13 protein-coding genes and 1 pseudogene are annotated in these 16914 nt (G+C 67.5%); 13 read left to right on the top strand and 1 reads right to left on the bottom strand.

Annotated features, from left to right (window positions below; genetic code table 11):
- The 4 genes from ACT84W_RS01815 to lgt all read left to right on the top strand — a co-directional run.
- The coding region (locus ACT84W_RS01815) for a hypothetical protein (RefSeq protein WP_444328000.1) at positions 1 to 452 on the top strand (452 nt) is incomplete at its 5' end.
- Positions 453 to 614: 162 nt separating this feature from the next.
- Complete coding sequence (locus ACT84W_RS01810) at positions 615 to 3161, top strand: DUF3656 domain-containing U32 family peptidase (protein WP_444327999.1); 2547 nt, start codon at positions 615 to 617, stop codon at positions 3159 to 3161.
- Between the two features lie 69 nt (positions 3162 to 3230).
- The gene (locus ACT84W_RS01805; protein ID WP_417575914.1) at positions 3231 to 3467 is read left to right on the top strand and encodes a NifU family protein; all 237 of its coding nucleotides are present in this window, start codon (positions 3231 to 3233) and stop codon (positions 3465 to 3467) included.
- A gap of 58 nt (positions 3468 to 3525) precedes the next feature.
- Positions 3526 to 4380 carry a prolipoprotein diacylglyceryl transferase gene (lgt, locus tag ACT84W_RS01800; protein WP_417575913.1) on the top strand — a complete coding sequence of 285 codons (855 nt, stop codon included), beginning with the start codon at positions 3526 to 3528 and terminating at the stop codon, positions 4378 to 4380.
- 68 nt (positions 4381 to 4448) lie between these two features.
- Here lgt and ACT84W_RS01795 read toward each other — a convergent pair whose 3' ends face one another.
- A complete protein-coding gene (locus ACT84W_RS01795) occupies positions 4449 to 6047 on the bottom strand; it encodes an FAD-binding protein (RefSeq protein ID WP_444327998.1) in 1599 nt (532 codons plus the stop codon).
- 70 nt (positions 6048 to 6117) lie between these two features.
- Here ACT84W_RS01795 and hisI point away from each other — a divergent pair, with 70 nt between their 5' ends.
- From hisI to ACT84W_RS01750, 9 genes and pseudogenes are all read left to right on the top strand, one after another.
- Positions 6118 to 6495, top strand: coding sequence for a phosphoribosyl-AMP cyclohydrolase (gene hisI / locus ACT84W_RS01790; protein ID WP_444327997.1), 378 nt, complete (start codon positions 6118 to 6120; stop codon positions 6493 to 6495).
- 68 nt (positions 6496 to 6563) lie between these two features.
- Positions 6564 to 6881 (top strand): phosphoribosyl-ATP diphosphatase, encoded by a 318-nt coding sequence (gene hisE, locus ACT84W_RS01785; protein ID WP_417575910.1) that lies wholly within the window; start codon positions 6564 to 6566, stop codon positions 6879 to 6881.
- A gap of 121 nt (positions 6882 to 7002) precedes the next feature.
- A complete protein-coding gene (gene murJ / locus ACT84W_RS01780; protein WP_417575909.1) occupies positions 7003 to 8655 on the top strand; it encodes a murein biosynthesis integral membrane protein MurJ in 1653 nt (550 codons plus the stop codon).
- 77 nt (positions 8656 to 8732) lie between these two features.
- A complete protein-coding gene (locus ACT84W_RS01775) occupies positions 8733 to 10001 on the top strand; it encodes a carboxylate--amine ligase (RefSeq protein WP_444327996.1) in 1269 nt (422 codons plus the stop codon).
- A 184-nt stretch (positions 10002 to 10185) separates the two neighbouring features.
- Positions 10186 to 11466 carry a C40 family peptidase gene (locus tag ACT84W_RS01770; protein WP_444327995.1) on the top strand — a complete coding sequence of 427 codons (1281 nt, stop codon included), beginning with the start codon at positions 10186 to 10188 and terminating at the stop codon, positions 11464 to 11466.
- 143 nt (positions 11467 to 11609) lie between these two features.
- Entirely contained in the window at positions 11610 to 13550 is a 1941-nt protein-coding gene (gene uvrC / locus ACT84W_RS01765; protein WP_444328005.1) for an excinuclease ABC subunit UvrC, read from the top strand.
- A 414-nt stretch (positions 13551 to 13964) separates the two neighbouring features.
- Positions 13965 to 15581: an ABC transporter substrate-binding protein gene (locus tag ACT84W_RS01760; RefSeq protein WP_417575906.1), complete on the top strand. Its 1617-nt coding sequence runs from the start codon at positions 13965 to 13967 to the stop codon at positions 15579 to 15581.
- Positions 15582 to 15726: 145 nt separating this feature from the next.
- Complete coding sequence (locus ACT84W_RS01755) at positions 15727 to 16683, top strand: ABC transporter permease (RefSeq protein ID WP_417575905.1); 957 nt, start codon at positions 15727 to 15729, stop codon at positions 16681 to 16683.
- 2 nt (positions 16684 to 16685) lie between these two features.
- A pseudogene (locus tag ACT84W_RS01750) lies at positions 16686 to 16914 on the top strand (ABC transporter); the annotation flags it as partial.

Below are 16914 nucleotides of genomic sequence, written 5' to 3'. Positions count from 1 at the left end.
TGCGCCGCGCCGCGGCGGGGGAGGCCGATGACCGCTCAGCGTCGAATGCGCTGCAGGCCAAGGCTACTGCGAAGAAGCCCTACCCGCAGCGGCCTGCCGCCCCGCGCCCTTCTTCGCGCCGGGGCGCGACGCGATGGCTCGGCCGGGCGTGGAACGCGGTCGTGCTCCTCGGGACCGCGCTCGTCGTCATCGCCGGCGTCTACTGCGCGTTCATCCCCGCCGCGTCCTCGGTCGTCTACCCGTTGTGGTTCAGGTGCCTGGAGTTCATCGTGTGGCTGCCCCCGAACGCGGTGTGGCTCGGCTACATCCTCCTGGATAAGCGGCACCTGCGCTCGAGGTTCCCGGCCATGGGTCGCAGGCCCCTCATCGCGGAGCTCGCGCGATTCGCGGGCGTGTCGATGGGGTCGCTGCTCCTCCTCGCCATCCTAGGCATGGCGACGGGCGTGTTGTAGGGGACGCTGCAGGACGCACCGGCGCCCGTCGCTGTCGCGCGCCGCCCTTCTTGCCCCGCGCCTTTTGGACATGCTGAGCAATCGCGCCCGCGCGCCCGCCGGCGCCCCGGACCTGCGGTATCGTAAACAGGTTTGATACCACGGGCTGATGGGAGATTAGTCTTGGCCCACAAGAACGTCATCGAGCTGCTCGCGCCGGCGGGCGGCCCAGAGCCTTTTAACGCCGCGCTCGCCGCGGGCGCCGACGCCATCTACTGCGGTCTCGGCAACAGCTTCAACGCCCGCCGCAGCGCGAAGAACTTCGACGACGCGAGCTTCGGCGACGCGTGCCGCCGCGCGCACCTCGCCGGGGCGCGCGTCTACGTCACCGTCAACGTCGCCGTCGCGACCGACGAGATCCCGCGCGTGCTCGGCCTCGTGCGCCGCGCGTGGCTGCTCGGAGCCGACGCCTTCATCATCCAGGATTGGGGCCTCTTTACGCAGGTCCGCCGCACGTGGCCGCAGATCGAGACGCACGTCTCGACCCAAGCGAACATCCACGACGCGCGCGGCGTCGCCTGGTGCCGCGAGCACGGCGCTGACCGTGTAACGCTCTCGCGCGAGCTCTCGCTGCCCGAGATCGAGCGCATCGCGCAGGAGGGCGTCGAGCTCGAGTGCTTCGGCCACGGCGCGCTGTGCTTCTGCTACTCCGGAGTGTGCATGATGAGCTCGCTCGCGGGAGGCCGCTCGGCCAACCGCGGCCTATGTGCCCAGCCGTGCCGCCTGCCCTATGAGCTCGTCGACGAGAAGGGCGACCTCGTGCCCATCCCCGACGTGGCCACCGCGGGTATGGCCGAGACCATGCGCGGCGTGGGCGGCACGCGGGCGCTGTGCCCCAAGGATTACTGCACCGTCGACCACATCGACCAGATGATCGCGGCGGGCGTGGGCTCGCTCAAGGTCGAGGGCCGTATGAAGGCCCCCGACTACGTCTACCAGGTTGTGGGCGCCTACCGTGAGGCCATCGACGCGAGCATCGCGCACGAGCCGCTCGCGCCCGAGGCCGACCTCGCGGTGCACCGCCGCCTCAAGCGCGCCTTCAACCGCGACTTCACCGATGCCTACCTGCGCGGAGAGTCCGGCAACGAGATGATGAGCTACGAGCGCTCGAACAACCGCGGCGAGGTTGTGGGCGAGGTCGAGGGCAGCCGAGCGCTCGAGGACAGCTTCGAGCGCCGCGGGGGCGGCAACGGCGGGCGCACGCGGATGCGTCGCTTTACCAGGGCCGAGGTCACCATCCACCTGTCGGAGCCCGTGGGCGCGGGCGACCTTCTCGAGCTCCGCCCGGTGAGCGACCCCACGCAGTTCCTCACCGTCACGGCCGAGCGCGACTCCGAGGCCGGCGAGGTCATCACGGCGACGGCGCCCAGGCCCATCGAAGCGGGCGCGGTCGTGCGCGTGATCCGCTCGCAGGCCGCCATCGAGGCGGCGGCGCGCGTCTCCCGCTCCGACATCCAGAGGAAGAGGCCCGTCCGCGTGCGCATCGTCGCGCGCCTGGGCGAGCCGTTCCGCGTGGAGCTCGCGTGCGCCGACGGCGAGGCGACGGCCTCGGCCGAGGGCGCCGTCGTGGAGGCGGCGCGCACGAAGGCCGTCACGCGCGAGGACCTCATCGAGCACGTGGGCCGCATGGGCGGCGGGCCCTTCCTACCCGTGGACTACGACGTCCAGATGGACGAGGGGCTCGGCATGGGCTTCTCGGCGGTGCACAAGGTGCGCGCCGCCGCGGTGCGCGCGCTCGAGGAGGCGCTGCTCGCGCCGTACGCGGAACGTGAGGGCGCGACGGTGACCGCCCCGTCGGAGCGCGCGGTGGCCTACCGGGTGGGGGAGGCCCGCGCCGCGGCCGGGATCGCCGACCCGGCGCAGGCCGCCCGCGAGGAACCCTGCGCCTGCGCGCTCGTCGCCGACCCCGCGTGCGCCCGCGCGGCGATCGAGGCGGGCGCTGCGCGCGTGTACGCGACCGCAGATGACCTCGCGGAGGGCGATTGGCCCGAAGGGGTGATCCCTTGGCTGGACGAGGTCTGCCGCGAGGGCGACCGCGCGCGGCTCGACCCTTGGGTCGCCGCTGGCGGCCCCGTCGCCGTGGGCAACATATCGGAGCTCGCGCTCGCCGCCGAGCGCGGTGCCGCCCCGGAGATCCGCTCGTGCATCCCCGTGCACAACCAGAGCTGCGTCGAGGCCCTGGAGGAGGCCGGGGCCGCGGGGTTCTGGCTCTCGGGCGAGCTCACGCTCGAACAGGTCTGCGAGCTCGCGCGCTCGTCGTCGGTCCCGGTGGGCCTCATGGTCCTCGGCCGCGAGCGAGCGATGACGAGCGAGCACTGCGTCCTGCAGGTCACGGGCAAGTGCGTCCACGACTGCCGGAAGTGCCCGCAGCGCACGCGGCGCTTCTCGCTCAAGGATATCGACGGCAAGCTCCTGCCCGTGCGCACCGACGTCAACGGCCGCAGCCGCATCTGGTCAGCCTATCCGCTCGACGCGACGCCGCAGGCGGGCGAGCTCATCGAGGCGGGCGTCACGCGCCTGCTCGCCGACTGCACCCTGCTCGACGCCAAGCAGACCCGCTTTAGCGTGGAGCGCGTTGCCCGCGCCGTCGCGTGCGCCCGTGCCGGTCGCAAGCCGGCCGCGCGCATGCAGGGCGCCACCTCAGGCCACCTCTTTACCGCTATCGGGTAGCGGCGGCCAAGCGCCCCGGAGCATTGGGTAAGATAGACCCCGCGCGAACAACAACGAAAGGAAGCCACCATGGCCGTGGACAAGCAGCTTTTGGAAGAAACCCTCGACATCATCCGCCAGAGCCTCCAGGCGGACGGCGGCGACGTCGAGCTCATCGACGTGGACGACGACGGCGTCGTCACGCTCGAGATGCAGGGCGCCTGTGCCGGCTGCCCGCTCTCGAGCATGGACATGTCCGAGGGCATCGAGCGCATCCTCATGGAGCACGTCCCCGGCGTGACGCGCGTCCAGCCCGCCGTTCTCTAGCCTTCATCCGGTCATCCGGCCGTCCGTTCCCGGCGGGCAAGAAGGGCAAGGAGCTCCTTTGTTCCTCAACGAAATCTTCCAGTCGTTCAACCCGATCGCCTTCACGCTCGGGCCTCTGACGGTACGCTGGTACGGCCTCGCCTACCTCGCCGGCTTCATCGTGGCGGGCTTTGTGATCTACCGCGTGGCCAGGCGATGGGAGCTCGACCTTACCGTGGACGACGTGATGAGCATCGTCATCGGCGTCGCCTTCGGCATCATTATCGGCGCGCGCCTGGGCTACGTGCTGTTCTATGGCGCGGGTTACTACCTCGAGCACCCTGCGGAGATCATCGCGACCTGGGACGGCGGGATGAGCTTCCACGGCGGCCTCGTGGGCGCCGTCATCGGCGGCTCGATCGTGTGCCGCCAGTATCGCATCAGCATCCCCACCGTCTGCGACCTGGGCGTCATCGGCGCGACGTGGGGGCTCTTCTTTGGTCGCTGCGCGAACTTCGTCAACGGCGAGCTGTGGGGCAAGGAATGCGACCTGCCCTGGGCGGTCGCGTTCCCGACGGGCGGCGGGGTCTTCCGCCACCCGTCGCAGCTCTATGAGGCCGTGCTCGAGGGGCTCGTGATCTTCTGCGTGCTCTGGGCGCTCTCGCGCAGGCGCCCGCCGCGCCCACAGGGCACTTTCATGGGGACGTTCCTTCTGCTCTACGGCGTCTTCCGCTTCCTCATCGAGTTCGTCCGCGTGCCTGACGCGCAGCTCGGCTACCTTTGGGGCCCGATCACCATGGGACAGTGCCTCAGCCTGCCGCTCGTGGTGATCGGCATCGTGCTCCTCGTCGTCGCGCACAAGCTCAACCGCCCGCAGGTCGGTCGGCTCGAGGGGCATGAATCGCCCGATTCCCCCGACCCCGCGGGCGCCTGATCGGCGGTCTCCGCCAGGCGATCGGAGCTCGACGGTCGTCGCCTAGCGATGGGCCCAGTCGGGCTGCGTCAGGGGAGGGCAACGGGCGCCGCGGCAAATGAGCCGAACGCTGAAGCCTCTCCATGGTCCGCCCCCGGGGAGAATCTCAGGGCGTTCGGGCGCGCCTGCGCGGCATCCGGCCCGGGGACGTCGGCGCGGTAATGGGCGCCGCGGCTCTCGGCGCGGGCCCGCATGGCGCACACGAGCGCCTCGGAGGCCTCAAGGGCGAGCTCGGAGCGACGCGTCGCCGCGATCGCCCGCGCGTCGTCGGAACCCTCCGCCTCAGCAGAAATTCGCTCTCGCGCTCCGTAAATGGAATCCAGCGCAGATCGCAGGCCCGCCTCGGTGCGGAAGACCATGCACGCGCGGCTCATGGTGCGCCTCAAGCCCGTAAGCGCCGCCTCCGCGCGGGGCGAAGCCATCGCCCGCAGCGGCCGGCGGGCGGCGGTCGGCCGCTCCGCGCCGCACCATGCCGCTTCCCGACCCGCGATGCGGCCGAACACGAGGGCGCTTGCGCTGGCGAGCCCGCCGATACGGTCCGCCCCGTGCATGCCGCCCGTGCACTCTCCGCAGGCGTAGATGCCCGGCGCGCCCTCGACCGCCGCGTCGGCGCCGATGAGGATGCCCCCGTTGTGCGCATGCGCGTAATGCGCGACCCGCAGCTCGTCGCCGGGCTCGATGCCGTGGTCCCGCCGCAGCCAGTCGGCGTAGGTCCGCATGAACTCCGGCAGCTCCCCGGGCAGGTGGTACGTAACGCGCGCCCCGCCGTCTCCCGCGGCGGCGATGGCGAAGTCGACCTCGCGGTCGGGCCGGCTCGCGGTAAAGGGGCCGTGACACGAGCGGGCATCGAGCAGCGCCGTCGCCCCGGGGCCGGGCACCCCATCGACGTGCGCGAAGCGGAAGGTCTTCTCGTTGAACACGACGTCGCGGACCGGCGCCACGAGCCCCGGCATGATCTGCATGAACTCGCAGTTCACGAGGGAGGCACCCTGCTCGAGCGCGATCGCCTGCGCCGCGCCGAGGTTCTCCGGCGTGGTGAGCGTCCGCTCAAAGAGCCCTCCGAACCCGCCCGTGGCGAGGACGGTGCTTTTGGCGTCGATGCCGCAGACGATCCCGTGCGACCGGTCGAAGAAGGTCCCGGGCGCCAAAAGCTCCATGTGCGGGAACGCTGTTACGCAGGAGCGCTCCAGCGCGGCACCCATCGCCTCACGGAACGCCTCCCGCTCCAAGCCGTGCCAGTCGCGCTGCGCGTGGTCGAAGCAGGGTATGAACTCGCGCTCCGTGGCCGCTCGGGCGCGGCGCGGGCGGCACCCGAGCCCCTCCAGCCACTCAATGCCCGGCTCGATGCCGCTGACGAGCGCATGCACGAGCGCGGGGCCCGCCATGCCTTGCCCGACCTCGAGGATCGCCCGCTCGAAGTCCGTCTCCCCGCCGGGCACCGGGCCCACAAGGCCGAGGCCCCAGGTCCCCGCAAAGAAGCTCGAGCCCCCAAACAGAGGCCCTGAGCAGGCGAGCGCGACCTTCGCCCCCTGCTCCGCCGCCGAAAGCGCGGCCACCGTGCCCGCGATGCCGCCGCCGGCCACGAGCACGTCGAAGCGGCCGAGGCCCTCGGTTACAACTTCGCTCAAGCCGGACTCCCTTCCGAGAGCGGGTGCTGCACCCTGCTAAAGTGGGGACGCGCAGACCGAAGGAGGAAGCATGTCCCACAACGCGCCCGATTATACCTACGCCGGTGAGGCCGCGGCGCCCGTCTCGGCGGATGCGGTGAACGTGAAGTTCGACGCCACCGGCCTCGTGCCTTGCGTCGTGCAGCAGGAGCAAACGGGGGAGGTGCTCATGGTCGCGTGGATGAACGCTGAGTCGCTGGCGCTCACCATAAAGACGGGCACCACCTGGTTCTGGAGCCGCAGTCGCCAGGAACTCTGGAACAAGGGCGCCACCAGCGGAAACATCCAGCACGTCAAGCATCTGCTCGTCGACTGCGACGAGGACACGCTCGTCGCCGTCGTCGACTCCCCGGGGCCTGCCTGCCATACCGGCCACCGCAGTTGCTTTTTCCGCGAGATCAAAGAGTAGGCGGGCGCGACGACTGCTCCGCGAGCGGCGGGACGCACCACCGACCCAATCCAAAAAGGAGGCCCGCAATGGGCGAGAGGACAAAGAACGTCCAGGACGGCAACATCGGGCAGACCCTCGAGGGCCTGGCGGAGGTCATCCACAGGCGCCGGGACGCTTCCCCCGAGCAGTCCTATACCGCTAAGCTCCTCCAGGGCAAGGAGGACTCCCTGCTCAAGAAGCTCGCCGAGGAGGCGAGCGAGGTCATCATGGCCTGCAAGGACGACGACCATGACCACATCCGCTACGAGGCGGGCGACCTCGTGTACCACCTCATGGTCACCCTCGAGCGCTACGGCGTTACCCTCGACGAGCTCGCCGGCGAGCTGGACGCGCGGCGGCACTAGCGTCCGTGACGCACCGCCCCTCGGCACCAGCGGGCTTTCGGCGTTTCCTATGGAATAAGCCCGCCGGCGCGCGCATAGCCGTAAACTCACCAACTGTTGAATTAGATTCGGAAGGTGAGCAATGGCGAAGCACTTCAAGGTGACGGGCGAGCCCGGCGCGGCGAACGAGGCCGAAGAGGCCATAGAGACCGACGCGGCGGAGGAAGGGGAGGCCAACGTCGGCCGCTCCGCGGCGATGATGAGCGTCCTCGTCATCTTCAGCCGCATCACCGGCTTCGTGCGGACCTGGGGCCAGGCGTTCGCCCTCGGCACGACGCTGCTCTCCAGCTGCTACACGGTCGCGAACAACCTGCCGAACCAGCTCTACGAGCTCGTCATCGGCGGTATGATCATCACTGCCTTCCTGCCCGTTTACCTCGACGTCAAGCAGCGTCTGGGCCGCAAGGGCGCCAACGCCTACATCTCGAACCTGCTCTCGCTGCTGCTCATCGTCCTCGGCGTCGGCTTCGTGCTCTGCCTGGTCTTCGCCGAACCGCTCATCTGGGTGCAGTCCGCGGGCACCGACCAGTCGACGATGACCGACGCGGTCGTGCTGTTCCGGTTCTTCGCCATCGAGGTCGTGCTCTACTGCCTCTCGAGCATCGCCTCGGGCATCCTCAACGCCGAGAGGGACTATTTCTGGAGCAACGCCGCCCCGATCTTCAACAACATCATCTGCACGTCTTCGTTCATCGCCTACGCGCTTCTCGTCGGCTCGCAGCCTGGCCTCGCCTTCCTTCTCTTGGCCATCGGCAACCCGCTCGGCGTCCTCGTGCAGATTCTCATGCAGCTCCCGAGCCTGCGCCGCCACGGCGTACGCCTCACGCTTCACGTGGACATCCACGACCCCGCCATCAAGGAGACCCTCTCCATCGGCGTGCCCACGCTCGTGGTCACCGCCTGCGGCTTCGTCACCACGTCGGTCATGACCTCGATGGCGCTCGTCGCCGTCCCCGAGTCCGGCAGCTCCATCCAGTACTACGCGCGCCTGTGGTACACCCTGCCCTACGCCGTGCTCGCGGTTCCCATCACCGTCGCCCTCTTTACCGAGATGTCCGACTCCTTCGCCAAGGGCAAGCTCGCCAAGTTCGCCGAGCAGGTCTCGTCCGGCATGCGCCAGGTGGCCTTCGTCCTCGTGCCCTTCATGCTCTACCTCATCGTCTTCTCGCGCCTGCTGATGTCGCTCATGCGCATCGGCCAGTTCAACGCCCAGAGCGCCGACCTTACCGCTAGCTATCTCTCGACGCTCGCGCTCGCGCTGCCGTTCTACGGCCTCTCCACGTTTTTCCAGAAGGCGTTCTCGTCCATGCGCCATATGATGAGCTTCGCCGTGGCCAACATCCTCGCCTCCCTGGTGCAGGTCGCCTTCACCGTGACGCTCACGCCGCAGCTCGGCATCCATGCGGTCTCGCTCGGAAGCGCGCTGTACATGGTCGTGCTCGACGTGATCTCGGTCGTCATCATCCGCCGCTCCGTCGAGGGCATCGACCTTACCGGCTTCGTCGTCTCGCTCGTCCGCTCGCTCGCGCTCGGCCTTGCCGGCGCCGCGGTCGGCGCGCTGATCCTCCATCTCATGGGAGGCGACGCGGGCGCGCTCACGCTGCCTCGGGCACTCCTCATCCTTGTGTGCGGAGGCGTTCCCGCGGTCGCCGTGACCTTCGGCGCCGCCCTGGCGCTGCACATCCCCGAGGCGGCCTTCTTTGGCCGGATCCTCGGCAAGCTCAAGCGCCGCTGAGGCGCGTCGTCGGGGCACCTATGCCCTGGCGTATACTCGACCATTAGCTAAACCCTAGCAAAGGAGCGCACGCATCCATGCAGCCCACCTCGCAAGACCTCCAGATCGGAAAGACCTTCCGTCCCGTCGTCCTCGGCGCCGACGTCCTCGGGTATTCCTACACCCGTCAGTTCCACGAGACCTACGGGGTCGACTCGATCGTGCTGGCCAAGTACGACATCAAGTTCACGAGCCGCAGCAAATGGAACGACTACCGTTGCGTGGACGGCGTCGAGCGCGAGGAGGAACTTCTCGCCTACCTCAAGGAGGCGATCGCGCCCGAGTGCCGCGCCGAGGGGCGCAAGCCCCTGCTCGTGGCGAGCGGCGACTGGTACGCCGAGATCCTCTCCAAAAACAAGTCTGAGCTCACCGCTGCCGGCTTCGCGGTGCCCTACAACGACTACTCCCTCTTTAGCGTCATCACGATGAAGGAGAAGTTCTACGGCCTGTGTTCCGAGCTTGGCATCCCGTACCCGAAGACCTGGCTCGTTGCCTGTGGCGAGGGCCTCGACCCGATCCCCGGCATCGACGTGATCTCCGACGAGGTCATCGACGGACACGAGTACCCCATGATCGTCAAGCCGGCGAACAGCGCCGAGTGGCACTACGCCGAGTTCGAGGGCAAGCGCAAGATCCACACGGTCAACTCGCCCGCCGAGCTGCGCAAGCTGATCTCTGACGTCAAGGGCACGAGCTACAGCAAGTATCTGCTCGTCCAGGAGTGCTTGGCCGTCCGCGACGACTCCCTCCACTCCGTCACCGTGTTCTGCGAGCACGGCGAGATGACCCTCGGCCGCGTCGGCCACGTGCTCGTCCAGGACCGCAGCGCCAAGGGCATCGGCAACCCGCTCGTCATCCTCGGCGAGGACCGCCCCGATCTCCTGGACTGCGCGGCGCGCTTCTGCAAGAAGGTCGGCTACGAGGGCTACGGCAACTTCGACGTCATGGACGGCGCCGATGGCAAGCCCCGCTTCCTCGAGATCAACGCGCGCCCCGGCCGCAACACCTACTACATGACCCTCGCCGGCGTCCCCTTCGTCAAGCCCATCGTCGAGAAGTTCGTCTGCGGCAACGACACCCGCCAGTCGCTCACGTCCGCTGAGCGCGCCTGCGACCGCCCGTTCCTCTTTTGCGTGCCGCCCTACGACATCGTGCGCAAGGAGGTCACCGACCCCGTCCTGAAGCAAGGGGTCGAGGAGTCCATCAAGGCCGGCGTGGCCAAAAGCCCGCTGCTCAATAGCGAGGACTCGCTGGCCCAGCGCCTGTACGCGCGCCTGAACCGCGTGAACTTCCACAGCAAGTTCTAACCGGGCTGCAAGTCGCGTGCCCGCCCGGTCTGTTTGGCCGACCGCACAGGTCCCCCTCGGGGCAAACCCTCGAGCGACCCTAAAGCTAGATGGAGGAGCTGTAGGCGCTTTGCCTCGGCTCCTCCGCTTGCTAGAATGGCAACTATTAATGCAAACGCCTTGAATCGCAAACGCGAGGTTCTATATGCAGATCAACCGTACCCACCGAGTCGCTCGCGCCGTCGGCGCCGTTGCGCTCTCCGGCCTTCTGGCGGGGGGCGCTCCTCTTGCCACCATCGCCTATGCCGCGTCCTCCCAGGAGCTCTCGAGCCAGCTCTCCGATGCCAAGGCCAAGCTCGACGACCTTACCAAGCAGCTCGAGATCGCCGGGGCCAAGTGCGAGGACACCTCCGCGCAGCTGGACGAGGTCCAGTCGCACATCGACGAGCTCAAGCCCCAGATCGCCGAGCAGCAGCAGAAGGTCGCCGATGCCCAGGCGGGGCTCGCCGAGCACCTCTCGACCAACTACAAGGCAGGCGGCAACACCACGCTGCTCGAGCTCGTCCTGGAGTCCAAGGACTTCGCCCAGCTCGTGAGCAACATCACCTACGCGAACAAGATCTCGGAGGCCAACTCCGAGAAGATCAAGGAGACCAACGACCTGGTCGCCGACCTCAACGCAAAGAAGGACGAGCTCGCCGGCGAGGAGGACAGCCTCTCGACCCTGCTTTCCCAGCAGCAGGACGAGCAGGCCTCGCTCGAGTCCGCCCGCTCCGATGCCCAGTCCTATGTCGGCGGGCTCTCCAGCGAGCTGCAGGCCGCCCTGCAGTCCGAGCGCGAGGCCGAGGCCAAGCGCCAGCAGGAGGAGGCCGAGAAGGCCGCAGCCGCGGCCGCGGCCGAGCAGCAGAAGGCCGCCGAGTCCTCGTCCGGCGACTCCGGTTCCTCCAGCAACGGCGGGGCGTCCAACGCCAACTCCGGCAACTCGGGTTCCTCCAACAACGGCTCGAGCTCGTCCAGCTCCAACTCGGGCAATTCCGGCTCCTCCAACAACGGCGGGTCCTCCAACAACGGCGGCGGCTCGTCCAACGGCGGCGGCTCCAGCGTCTCCGGCTCCACCGCATCGACGATCATCAACGCCGCGCGCACCCAGCTCGGCGTCCCGTACTCGTACGGCGCCTGCAACCCGGGCGTAGCTATGGACTGCTCCGGCCTCACCAGCTACGCCTACGGCTGCGCAGGGATCTCCATCCCGCACTCCTCGCGCGAGCAGTACAGCATCGTCTGCTCGAGGGGCAACCTGAAGTCCTCCACCTCACAGCTCTCTCCCGGTGACCTCGTCTTCTACGCCTCCGGCGGCACGATCTACCACGTGGCCATCTATATCGGCGGCGGCAACGTCATCCACGCCAACGGCTACGGCTCCGGCGTCGTGATCACCGGCGTCACCTACGACGACGGCTTCTGCGGCGGCGGCAGCCCTGTTTAAGGGCGTTTGCGGGGCTTGGTCCCGATGCTCCTGCCCTACGCGGGTAGAATCAGATGGAACTCACAGGCAGGCACCTTGCGCGTGGAGGTGCCTGCCTTCTTCTAGGACAGGAGGGCGAAGAGGTGCCTGACGACCAGGACCGCATGGACGCGAGCGACCGCAAGGCGGCGCGCGAGCACGTCACGGCGGCGCTCGACGGCGCGGCGTCCCTCGTCGACCAGGTCGCGCTCGTGCCCACCGAACCCGGCTGCTACCTGTGGCGCGACGCCTCCGGCACCGTCGTCTACGTGGGCAAGGCGAAGAACCTCCGCGCCCGGCTCAAGCAGTACGTCGGCCTCACCGACGACCGCCAGAAGATCCCCCTCATGATGCAGGTGGTCAAGTCCTTCGACTATGTCGTCGTGGGCTCCGAGTACGAGGCGCTCGTGCTCGAGCGCAACCTCATCGCCCAGTACCACCCCTACTTCAACGTCGACTTCAAGGACGACAAGTCCTATCCCTACATCGCCGTCACCGAGTCGGATGTTTTTCCCGCGATCAAGTACACGCGCGAGAAGCACCGCAAGGGCACGCGCTACTTCGGGCCCTACACCGATGCCAAGGCCGCGCGCGAGACCATCGATACCCTGCGCAAGTTCGTCCCCATCTGCAGCGCGACCTGCGCCGAGTGGAAGCGCGCCCGGCGCTTGCTCGAGCGCGAGCCCGACCAGGCCGCCGTCGCCAACATCGTGCTCGCCGGCAAGTGCCGCCCCTGCTTCGACTACCACGTCGGCCGCGGGCCCGGCGCCTGCTGCGGGGCCATCGACACCGTCGAGTACGCCCGCCACGTGCGCCAAGTCGAGGATTTCCTCCAAGGAAAGAGGAGCCACATCGTCGGCGAGCTCACCGAGCAGATGCAGGAGGCGGCTGCCGACCTCGATTTCGAGCGCGCGGGCCGTCTGAAGGCGCGCCTCCAGGGGCTCAACGCCCTCGACGTCAAGCAGCAGGTCATGTTCTCGTCTGACGTGGACCTCGACCTCATCGGCTTCTACCGCGAGGAGACCATCAGCTGCGCGTGCGTCTTCGTCGTGCGCGAGGGCCGCACGGTCCGCTCCGTCGAGTTCATCCTCGACAAAGGCGCCGACGTGGGGGAGGACGAGCTCCAGGCCGGCTTCGTCAAGCGCTACTACGACGAGACCGCCGACATCCCCTCCGAGGTTTGCCTCTCGGTCGCGCTCGCCGACTCCGACGTCATCGCCGGCTGGCTCGCGCAGAAGCGCGGGCACAACGTTCGTCTCCACCTTCCCCAGCGCGGCGAGAAGCGCCGCCTGCTCCAGATGGCCGAGGCCAACGCGCGCCACGCCCTCATGCGCTACATGGTGCGCACCGGCTACGCCGACGACCGGACCAATAAAGCTCTGCTCCAGCTCGAGAGCGCCCTTGCCCTCGACGCTCCGCCCATGCGCATCGAGTGCTTCGACATCTCGACCCTCCACGGGCACTTTACCGTGGCGTCGATGGTCGTCTTCACCAACGGCCGGCCGGACAAGTCCCAGTACCGCCGCTTCAAGATCCAGACCCCGCTCACCGAGGCCAACGACTTCGTGAGCATGTCCGAGGTGCTCGGCCGCCGTTACGCGCCCGAACGCATGGCGGACGCGCGCTTCGGCAGCCGGCCGGACCTTCTCGTGGTCGATGGCGGCAAGCCTCAGCTCACGGCGGCTATGGAGCAGCTCGCCGCCCTCGGCCTCGACATCCCGGTCTGCGGCCTGGCGAAGTCCGACGAGGAGGTCTTCGTCCCCTGGGACGAGACCCCGGTCGTGCTGCCCTCCGGCTCGCCCTCGCTCTACCTTATCAAGCAGGTGCGCGACGAGTCCCACCGCTTCGCCATTACCTTCCACCGCGAGCTGCGCGGCAAGGCGATGACAGCCTCTGTGCTCGACGACGTCCCCGGCGTCGGTCCTAAGCGCAAGCGCCTGCTCATGCGCGAGTTCGGCTCGCTCAAGCGCCTGCGCGCCGCCGACGAGGAGGCGATCGCCGCCGTCCCCGGCGTCCCCGCCGAGGTAGCCCACGCCGTTTACCAAGCCCTCCACGAGCTCGCATGACGAAAAGGGACAGTCCCTTTTTATCATCTGGTCGCAAAATGACGAAAAGGGACTGTCCCTTTTCGTCATTACAATAAAGTAATGAACTAAACACTGACGTTGTAAACATTTGCGCGGAACTGGTACTCAGATGCGCAAACCACTCCTCAAGACGTATCCCTTTATTGATACCAGTTAAATAAATGGCACATAGAACGTGATACCAGTGGAGAAGATGCGCGCGGATAACCCGATTCCCGCCGATCGGGGAAACTCAGCGCCGCTCACCTTTGTAAACAACCGCTAGCCGGTGCCCAACATGCCGTTGGGCGGGATTGCGGGCCTGCGTTGGCGAAATCTCGGGTAGTCTCTCTGGCAACAAGGTGGCCGCGGGGAAGCGGCCGCAAGAGGAAACCACCAGAGGAAGAGGAAGACATGAACAAGATCGTGAACTCCAGCGTTTCTCGCCGCGCGTTCCTGGGCGGCTCCGCGCTCGCCGCGACGCTCGGCCTCGCTGCCTGCGGCGGCGGCTCCACGAGCGACTCCGGCTCCAACGCCGGCACGTCGTCCGCCGGCACCGAGGGCGGCGGCACCCTGACCGTCGGCTCCGCCTACTCGCCGTCCTCCTACGACCCCGCCAACTGCTCGTCCGCGTTCTGCCTCTCGGCCAACGCGAACGTCATGGAGGGTCTCTACAACATCGACTTCACCGACTACTCCGTGGTCTCCGGCCTCGCCGACGGCGACCCGACCCAGGTCGACGACAACACCTACGAGGTCAAGCTGCGCTCCGGCGCCAAGTTCTCCGACGGCACCGACGTCACCCCTGACGATGTCGTCGACTCCTTCAAGCGCGCCACCGCCGAGGGCGGCATGTACGTCTCGTTCCTCACCATGTTCGACTCGATCGAGAAGAAGGACGACTCCACCGTCACCGTCAAGTGCAACATCTCGAACTTCTCGCTGCTCAAGGAGCGCCTGGCCATCATCAAGGTCATGCCGGCTGCCCTCTCGGCCGACGACGCCAAGGCTAAGCCGGTCGGCTCCGGCCCCTGGATGTACGACGAGATGTCCGACACCTACGTCGTCCTCAAGCCCAACCCGAACTACAACGGCGAGTTCGCGGCCAAGGACAACGAGCTGCGCATCGACTCGCTGACCGACACCACCGCCCGCACCACCGCCGAGCAGGAGGGCTCCACCCTCATCTCCGAGTCCGTGCCGCCCGAGTCCATCGACCAGCTCAAGGCCGCCGGCGTCACCATCGACGAGGTCAAGGGCTTCGGCACCCGTTTCATCATGTTCAACGTCAAGAAGGCCCCGTGGGACAACGTCAAGGCCCGCCAGGCGATCATGTACGCCCTGAACACCGACCAGATGGTCTCCAACGCCTTCTCGGGCATGGCCTCCATCGCTACGAGCTACCTGCCCGACTCCTTCACCAACTACCACAAGGCCTCCGTCACCTACACCTATGACGCCGACAAGGCCAAGAGCCTGATCTCCGAGGCCGGCGTCACCCCCGGCGACCTCGTGCTGCGCACCACCGACAACGCTCAGGTCGTCGCCATGGGCACTCAGGCCCAGCAGGACCTCGAGGCCCTTGGCTTCAAGGTGACCCTCACCTCCGACAAGTCGCCCGCGACCTACTCCGCCATCGACCAGGCCGACGAGTCCTGGGACATCCTCATCGCCCCCGGCGACCCGTCCTGCTTCGGCGGCGACACCGACCTGCTGCTCAACTGGTGGTTCGGCGACAACGTCTGGATGAAGACCCGCTGCGCCTGGAACACCTCCGAGGAGTGGAAGAAGCTCAACGGCCTCATGAACGACGCCCTGGGCGCCTCCGGCTCCGACCAGCAGGATCTCTGGAACCAGTGCTTCGACATCCTCGCCGAGAACGTCGTCCTCTACCCGCTGCTGCAGGTCGTCACCCCGACCGGCTCCTGGCGCGAGAGCGCGAACCCCGATGGCGTCAAGGTGAGCGACTCCTTCAAGGGCATCGGCACCACCGGCGTCCAGCTCGCGGGCATCACGACCGTCAAGGCGTAGCGACTCGGCTCCGCAGTACCTGCCGGAACAGCCCCGAGCTGCCGCAGGCCAGCTGAGCACACAAGAAAGGGGGCCCGAGCGACCGCCAGTTGCTCGGGCCTTCCATGTGAATCCCATCGGACCGCAAAGAGAGGGGAGAGGCCAAGTGAACAATCTCCTGCGCCTCATCGGAAGGCGCCTGGTCGCGCTTCCCATCATGGCCTTCGCCGTGACCTTCCTGATCTTCTTTCTGATGTCGTTCTCGCCGATCGACCCGGCGTACAACGCGTTGGGAGAAAGCGCCACCCCCGAGCAGGTGGCGGAGTACCACAAGGAGTACGGGCTGGACGACCCCTGGCCCGTCCGCTACGTCCGCTACATGGGCGATCTGCTCCACGGCGACCTCGGCACCTACAGCGCCCGCCGCAACTCCGTGGCCGAGCGCGTGGCCAAGGCCCTGCCCGTGACCATGCAACTCACCTTCCTCGGCCTGCTCATAGGGGCGGTCGTGTCGTTCTTGCTGGGCATCATAGCCGCCCTGTACAGAGACAAGTGGCCTGACCAGGTCATTCGCTTCTTCTCCATCGCGGGGCTCGCCACGCCGTCGTTCTGGCTGGCCGTCCTGCTCATCCTCGTGTTCTCGTCCTATATGCACCTTTTGCCCGCCTCCGGCGCGCTGCCCGACCCCCTCGCCAACTTCGGCGGCTACATGGCGCGCATGATCATGCCCGCCATCGCGCTCGCGGTGCCGCTCACCGGCCAGATGACGCGCATCGTCCGCACCGCCATGGTCGAGGAGCTCGACAAGGACTACGTGCAGACCGCCAAGGGCTCCGGCCTTCCGCAGAAGGTCATCATCGCCCGCAACGTGCTGCGCAATGCCCTCATCACGCCCGTCACCACCCTCGGCATGAAGATCGGCTACCTCATGGGCGGCGCCGTCGTCATCGAGGTCATCTTCAACCTGCCCGGCATGGGCATGGCGATCCTCGACGGCGTTGCCGGCAACGAGCCTAACCTGATCATGGGCGTCGTCATCGTCGTCGCGTTCTCCTTCATCATCATCAACATCGTGGTCGACATGCTGTATCTGCTCATCAACCCCAGGATTAGGAGCGTCTAGCCATGCTGACCCAAAGGAAAGAAGACGCCCAGAAGCTCGAGGGGATGGCGAAGTCTAAGGGCCTGAAGCTCTCGGGCCTGAAGAACATGAAGACCTCCTCCAAGGTCGCGCTCGTGCTGCTGCTGGCCGTCGTGCTCGTCTCGGTCCTCGCGCCCGTCCTCGCGCCCTATGACCCGCTCGCCATCGGGACCGCGCGCCAGGCTCCCGACGCCCTGCACATGTTCGGCACCG

Source organism: Paratractidigestivibacter sp., from assembly GCF_052362415.1.
Classification (GTDB): Bacteria; Actinomycetota; Coriobacteriia; order Coriobacteriales; family Atopobiaceae; genus Paratractidigestivibacter.
This window is presented reverse-complemented; position numbering and strand designations above follow the sequence as displayed.